6 protein-coding genes and 2 tRNA genes are annotated in these 6415 nt (G+C 76.7%); 6 read left to right on the forward strand and 2 right to left on the reverse strand.

The window, feature by feature from the left end; genetic code table 11:
* Positions 1-9: 9 nt before the first annotated feature.
* Positions 10-543, reverse strand: coding sequence for a CGNR zinc finger domain-containing protein (locus ABQ292_RS13175; protein WP_369207029.1), 534 nt, complete (start codon positions 541-543; stop codon positions 10-12).
* A 93-nt stretch (positions 544-636) separates the two neighbouring features.
* On the opposite strand from ABQ292_RS13175, the gene ABQ292_RS13180 reads away from it, so the two are divergent.
* The 3 genes from ABQ292_RS13180 to ABQ292_RS13190 all read left to right on the forward strand — a co-directional run bounded on the left by ABQ292_RS13180 (position 637) and on the right by ABQ292_RS13190 (position 2102).
* Complete coding sequence (locus ABQ292_RS13180; protein ID WP_369207031.1) at positions 637-1842, forward strand: MFS transporter; 1206 nt, start codon at positions 637-639, stop codon at positions 1840-1842.
* A gap of 78 nt (positions 1843-1920) precedes the next feature.
* A tRNA-Ser gene (locus tag ABQ292_RS13185) sits at positions 1921-2009 on the forward strand.
* Between the two features lie 20 nt (positions 2010-2029).
* A tRNA-Arg gene (locus tag ABQ292_RS13190) sits at positions 2030-2102 on the forward strand.
* 367 nt (positions 2103-2469) lie between these two features.
* Here the strand turns inward: ABQ292_RS13190 and ABQ292_RS13195 are convergent.
* The gene (locus tag ABQ292_RS13195) at positions 2470-3786 is read right to left on the reverse strand and encodes an alpha-hydroxy-acid oxidizing protein (protein ID WP_369207033.1); all 1317 of its coding nucleotides are present in this window, start codon (positions 3784-3786) and stop codon (positions 2470-2472) included.
* Between the two features lie 240 nt (positions 3787-4026).
* Between ABQ292_RS13195 and ABQ292_RS13200 the strand changes: the two genes are divergently transcribed.
* From ABQ292_RS13200 to ABQ292_RS13210, 3 genes are all read left to right on the forward strand, one after another.
* A complete protein-coding gene (locus tag ABQ292_RS13200) occupies positions 4027-5037 on the forward strand; it encodes a hypothetical protein (RefSeq protein ID WP_369207035.1) in 1011 nt (336 codons plus the stop codon).
* Positions 5038-5062: 25 nt separating this feature from the next.
* Positions 5063-5575, forward strand: a complete 513-nt coding sequence (locus tag ABQ292_RS13205) for a MarR family winged helix-turn-helix transcriptional regulator (protein ID WP_369207037.1) — start codon at positions 5063-5065, stop codon at positions 5573-5575.
* A 152-nt stretch (positions 5576-5727) separates the two neighbouring features.
* Positions 5728-6415: glycosyltransferase family 2 protein (locus tag ABQ292_RS13210; protein WP_369207039.1), on the forward strand; the 688-nt coding region annotated here is incomplete at its 3' end.

Genomic DNA, 6415 nt, shown 5'->3' on the forward strand with positions numbered 1-6415 from the left:
GGTCCTTCCTCAGACGCGACGGCGGGCGCGGTAGGCGGCGACGGTCGACCGGCTGGCGCAGGTGTTGGAGCAGTAGCGGCGGCTGGCGTTGCGGGAGGTGTCGACGTAGACGTCGTCGCACCCCTCCGCCGAGCAGACGCCGAGGCGCTGCCACCCGTGCTGGGCCACCACCTGCGACAGGCCCATGGCCACCGTCGTCGTCAGCTGTTCGAGCGCCGGGGCGTCGGGGCGGGCGTAGTGCAGGTGCAGCTCACCGTCGTGGTCGGTGGCGTAGGGGTGCGGCCGGGCCAGGTCGAGCAGCTCGTTGAGCCGCGCGATGACGTCGTCCTGGGTCGTGGCGACGGCGACCGCCCGCACCAGCTCGGCCGTCGCGGCCGCCCGGCGCGCCTCGCCGGGCGAGAGCCCCAGAGGTGTCTCGGTGGTGAACCACTCGTCGTGGGCGCGCAGGAACGCCTCCGCCCAGCCGGGGTCGCTGTCGCGGTCGGCGTTGGCCAGGTCGATGGCCAGCTCGACGGCGTTCGACCCGTAGGTGTCGTAGTCCATGTGACTCCCTACCGTCCTGCTAGTGTTGTAGGTGGTCAACGTCGATTGACCAACTACTGTTCCGTTCCTGTCCGTGTCGAAGTGGGTCCCGTCGTGCGTGCGTACCTGTCGGTCTGGCGTCTGCCGTCCGCTCCCGTCCTGCTGGTCGCCGGTTTCGCCGGCCGGCTGCCGTCGGCGATGGTCCCGCTGGCCCTGCTGCTCATGGTGCAGCAGCAGACCGGCTCCTACGCGGTCGCCGGTCTCGCGGCGGCGACCTACGGCGTCGCGATGGCGGGCATGGCCCCGGTGCTGGGCCGGCTGGCCGACCGGCGCACCCCGCGCCCGGTCCTGCTCGCCCAGGCCGGCGTCTACCCGCTGCTGCTGACGCTGCTGGTGCTCGCCGTCCTGGGGGACGCGCCGACGGCGGTGGTCGTCGCCGCGTCGGCCGCCGCCGGTGCCGGGACACCGCTGGTGTCGGGGGCGGTCCGTGCGCTGTGGTCGCGGGCCGACGCAGCCGTCCGTCCCACCGCCTACGCCCTCGACGCGACGGCCACCGAGCTGGTCTTCGTCGCCGGCCCGACGCTGGTCGCCGCGCTCGCCGTGCTGGCCGGTCCCGCGTGGGCGCTCGCCGTCGCCGGGGTGCTCGCCGTGGCCGGTGCGGTCGGCATCGCGACGTCGGCGGCGATGCGCGGCTGGGCGCCCGCTCCCGCGGCGTCGCGCACCAGCCCGTTCGCCACCGTGCTCACCCCCGGGATGCCGCGGGTGCTGGTCAGCGGCTCGCTGCTGATGCTCGGCTTCGGTGCGCTCGAGGTCGCCGTCCCCGCGTTCGCCGACGCGGCGGGGTCGCCGGGGATGTCCGGTCTCCTGCTGGCGCTGTGGTCGCTGGGCTCGGTCGCGGGCGGCCTGTGGTTCGGCGCGCGGGTGGTCAGCGCCTCGCTGCCGCGGCAGTACCGGTGGCTGCTGCTCGGCGTCACCATCGGCCTGGCCCCGCTCACCGCGGCGTCCAGCCCGTGGGTGCTCGGCGCGCTGCTCTTCCTCGGCGGGACGGCGATCGCGCCGACGCTGACCGTGCAGAACTCGCTCGTCGGCGCCCTCGCCCCGGCGCACGCCACCACGGAGGCCTTCACCTGGCTGTCGACGATGGCCACGGGCGCCTCGGCGGTCGGCGCGGCACTCGGCGGTGCGCTGATCGAGAGCTCGGCCGGGGTGAGCGGCAGCCTGGTGCTGGCCGTCGCCGGCGCCGCACTGGCGGTGCTGGTCACCCTGCTGCCGGGGCGGCGTCCGGTGCGGGCGCGCGCGGGCGAGCCGGTGGCCGTCTGACCCCACCCCCGGGCTGGGAGGGGTGACACGGGCGCTGGTACTGTGCTCCCCGGTGGTTCCGAGGGGACTCGGACCCCGGGAGGCTTCGCCTAGTCCGGTCTATGGCGCCGCACTGCTAATGCGGTTTGGGTTAATCCCCATCCCGGGTTCAAATCCCGGAGCCTCCGCGCACGACAACTGCACATCCGCACCCGTAGCTCAACGGATAGAGCATCTGACTACGGATCAGAAGGTTAGGGGTTCGAATCCCTTCGGGTGCACGTCTGGTTGAGACAGCACAGCGGCTCCGTCCTCCGGGACGGGGCCGCTGTTCTCTCTCCCGGGCACCGCGTCGTGCCGCTCGGCCGGTGTACGCCGGGACCTGCGGACCCGTGGCCGTGAACCCCTGCTCGCCGCGAGTCCGTGCGTCCCGACGTGTGGCCGCGGACGGCGGCGTGACGAGGGGCTGAGGGGCGGGGGGCCGGTCCTGACGGTCTGGCCGCGTTGGTCGGTCCTCCCAGCAGTGGGAGGCCACTCGTTGCCGGCTGCCCCCGCCCACGACCACTGTGAGCCCCGTCACAGGCGGCGTCAAGTTCCGGGCGGCGTGTCGGCCGGGTCCCTCGGTGCTCCCCGTGGACGGGGGGGTCCTCAGCCCACGCGGCGCAGCACCTCCGGCGTCAGCTCCCCGACCGAGGTGTGCCCGGTCAGGCCCAGCGACAGGTCGAACTCGCCGAGGACGTCGGACACCACCTGCCGCACCCCGGCCTCCCCGGCCAGGCCCAGCCCCCACGCGTACGGCCGGCCCAGCAGCACCGCGCGCGCCCCGAGGGCCACGGCCACGAGGACGTCGGCGCCGCTGCGGATGCCGCTGTCGAGCAGCACGGGCGCCCGGTCGCCGACCGCGGCCACGACGTCGGGCAGCGCGTCCAGCGCGGAGATCGAGCGGTCCACCTGCCGCCCGCCGTGCGTGCTGACCACCACGCCGTCGACCCCCTCGTCCAGGGCGCGGCGGGCGTCGTCGGGGTGCAGCACGCCCTTGAGCAGGAGTGGCAGCCGGGTGCGGGCACGCAGCCAGGCGAGGTCGGCCCAGGTGATCGAGGGCCGCGAGTAGATGGCCTGGAAGGTCTCGACGGCCGCACGCGGCAGCGGTGAGCGCAGGTTCTCCCGCAGCGGTCCCGGCCAGGCGCGCGCCATCCCGACCATCGCCAGGACGGCGGCCAGCGTGGGCCGCGGCTGCCGGTCGCGCCCGGCGGCCTCCCCGGCCTGGGCGGGTGCGGCGTCCCCGGCCTCGGCGACCCGCTGCTCGACCAGCCGGCGGAAGACGGGGTCGGAGGTGTACTGCGCGATGCCCTTGCCCAGCGCGAAGGGCAGGTGGCCGAGGTCGAGGTCGCGCGGGCGCCAGCCGAGCATCGTGGTGTCGAGCGTGACCACCAGCGCCTCGCAGCCGGCCGCCTCGGCCCGGTGCACCAGGCTCTCCACGAGCTCGTCGGAGGTGGACCAGTAGAGCTGGGACCAGCGGGGGGCGTCCCCCATCGCGGCCGCGCAGGTCTCCATCGGCACCGACGCCTGGTTGGAGAAGACGAACGGCACGCCCAGGGACGCCGCGGCGCGGGCGACCGCCAGGTCGGCCTCCCGGTGCACCAGCTCCAGCGCACCGACCGGCCCGAGCAGCAGGGGTGCCGGGATGCGCCGGCCGAAGAGCTCGACGGAGGTGTCGCGGGCGCTGACGTCGCGCAGCACCCGGGGGACGACGGCCCACCGGTCGAACGCGGCCCGGTTGGCCCGCTGGGTGTGCTCCTCGCCGGCACCCCCGGCGACGTAGGCGTAGGCCCGGGCGGTCAGCCGCCGCCGGGCGCGGCGCTGCAGCGGCCGTGCGGTGGTGGGCACCAGCGGTGAGCGCCCGTACACCCCGGCGCGGTAGACCTCGTTCTGGCGGCGGCGTCCGGTCCCGGCTGCTGAGTCCACGGCCGTCACCGTAGTGACCGGCGTCTCGTCAGCGGACGGCCCCGTACCGGCCGGTACGACACGCCCGGGACCCGACACGCCGGTTGGCCGGGCGACGCGCCGTGGACTCCTCGTCGGCAGGCGGTGATCGACCGCATCATGGGGGCTGCGCTCCTCGCGGACCCACCGTGCGCGGCGCGACCGCTCGAGGGGGATTCCGTGCCGGTCGGGACGACGCCGCCGCGTCCGCCCCGCCCCGTCGTGACGACGGGGCTCGCCCTGCTGTCCACCGTCGCCGGCCTGCTCGCCCTCGGCGTCGCCACCGCCGTGCCCGCGGCCGCCATCGACGACCCGACCCGGCCCGACGCCCGCGTCACCCACGGGCCCAGCTGCCGCCCCGGGGGCGTGGTGGTCGAGGTGACCGCCGGCACCGTCGCCTACGCGGTCACGCTGGCCACCACCCGTCGGCCCGGGGGCGAGGACCGGGCCGAGGTCCAGCCCGGGGCGACGGTCGTGCTGCGCACCGACGCCGTCGACTGGGGCGAGACGATCGACAGCCGGCTGGAGTACGCCCCGCTCGACGGGTCGGGCACCGCCTACGTCGACGAGCTCGAGGGCCACGACTACACCCGTCCCGCGGAGGAGGACTGCGCGGCGATCACCGCGCCACCGGCCGCGGCGGAGCCCCCACCGGGCGACGTCGTCCCGGCGCCCTCGCCCGAGCCGACCCCGGCACCCTCCCCGGACCCCACGCCTGCCCCGGGGCCGCCCGCGGGTGCCCTTCCGGTGCCCGACGTGCTGCCCGTGCCGGGGCGGCCGGCGCCGGAGACCGCGTCCGGGTCGCCGGCCGACGGTCCGGGCACCGACCTCGGCACGGCCAGCGCCTCGGCCCACCAGGTCCCCGCCGGTGGCGAGGTCGTGGTCACCGGCACGGGCTTCGCGCCCGGTGAGGAGGTCACCGTCCGGGACGACGACGGCACCGTCCTCGCGACCGTGCCGGCCGGCCCGGACGGCACCGTCGAGATCACCGTGCGCGTGCCCGGCGGGGCGGACGCCGGGGCGACCACCGTGGAGCTGACCGGGAGCACCTCGGCGGTCACCGCCGCCGTGCGGCTGGAGGGGGTCGCGGCCGCGACGCCGGTCGCCGACCCCCTGCCCGTCCCGATGGTCGCGGCCGGGCTGGCACTGCTGGTCAGTGCCACCGGACTGGTGCTCGTGGCGGCCCGGCGCGGGTCCCCCCTCGCCCCGCCGTGGCCGACCGGGAGCGCCTGAACGAGACTTCGGCGAGGATGGGCCGATGGGCTCCGAGGACGTGCTGGCGGCCGGGACCCCGTCCGACGCCGTGCCGTCGGACCCGGCGACGCTCCCCGGAGCCGCCCCCCGCCCGGCCGAGACCTGGCTGCGCATCGTCCAGGTGCACGACCGGATCACCCACCGCGTCGACTCCGCGCTGCACCGCGACCACGACCTCTCCCTCACCGGCTTCGAGGCCCTGCGGCGGATCGCCGAGGCGCCGGGGGAGCGGGCCACCATGGGCGAGGTCGCCGAGGCCCTCGGGTTGTCGCGGGCCGGGGTGACCAGCACGGTCGGCCGGCTGGTCGAGCAGGGGCTCGTCGTGCGCGAGCGGCGGCCCGGCGACCGGCGGCTGCTGCACGCCCGGCTCACCGACGCCGGCCGGGCGCGGGTGCAGGCCGCCGCGGCCACCCACGACGAGCTCGTCGCCCACCTGCTCACCCTGCTGGGGAACGACGCCGCGGTGGTCACCGACGCCCTCGCCCGCGTCTCCGCGGCCACGCGCATCCGCCGCTGACGGAAGGACCCGCCTGCCCCCCGCCACTCGCGGGCTCGTGGCGGGACCGTGCAGGGGACCGAGCGACGTCCGGGGGAACTTCAAGCCCGTAGTGTTTGGCGGGCGCCACGGTCGGGCAGGGCGCGATCATGCTCGCGGAGTGCAGTGTCGTCGTGCCGACCATCGGCCGGCCGTCGCTCGACGTGCTCCTCGACGCCCTCGCGGCCGCGCCCGGCCCGCGTCCGGCCCAGCTCGTCGTCGTCGACGACCGGCCCGACGGGCCCCCGCTGGCCGTCGAGCGGCCCGGTCTGCCGCCGGTCCGCGTGGTCCGCACCGGAGGCGGTGGCCCCGCCCGCGCCCGCAACCTCGGCTGGCGGACGGCGCGCACCCCGTGGGTGGCCTTCCTCGACGACGACGTCGTCCCCGACCCCGACTGGTACGAGCGGCTCGCAGCGGACCTCAGCGGGCTGCCCGCCGACGTCGCGGGCAGCCAGGGCCGCGTCCGCGTGCCGCTGCCCGAGGACCGCCGGCCGACCGACTGGGAGCGCGGTACCGCGGGCCTGGCCACCAGCAGCTGGATCACCGCCGACCTCGCCTACCGCCGCGCCGTGCTGGCCGCCGTCGGCGGGTTCGACGAGCGCTTCCCCCGCGCCTTCCGCGAGGACTCCGACCTGGCCCTGCGGGTCATGGACACCGGCGGCCGGCTGGTCCGCGGGCAGCGCTGGATCACCCACCCGGTCCGCCCGGTCGACCGCTGGGTCAGCGTCCGCGTGCAGGCCGGCAACGGCGACGACGTCCTCATGCGCCGGCTGCACGGCCCGGACTGGCGCGAGCGCGCCGACGCCGCCCTCGGTCGCCGCC

This window comes from Geodermatophilus maliterrae (assembly GCF_041018925.1).
Classification (GTDB): Bacteria; Actinomycetota; Actinomycetes; order Mycobacteriales; family Geodermatophilaceae; genus Geodermatophilus; species Geodermatophilus maliterrae.

What these genes read in the sequence shown, in the direction of transcription:
- ABQ292_RS13205 (WP_369207037.1), top strand. Translation starts at nt 5,063, where the DNA reads ATGGGCTCCGAGGACGTGCTGGCGGCCGGGACCCCGTCCGACGCCGTG.
- ABQ292_RS13175 (WP_369207029.1), bottom strand. Translation starts at nt 543, where the DNA reads ATGGACTACGACACCTACGGGTCGAACGCCGTCGAGCTGGCCATCGAC.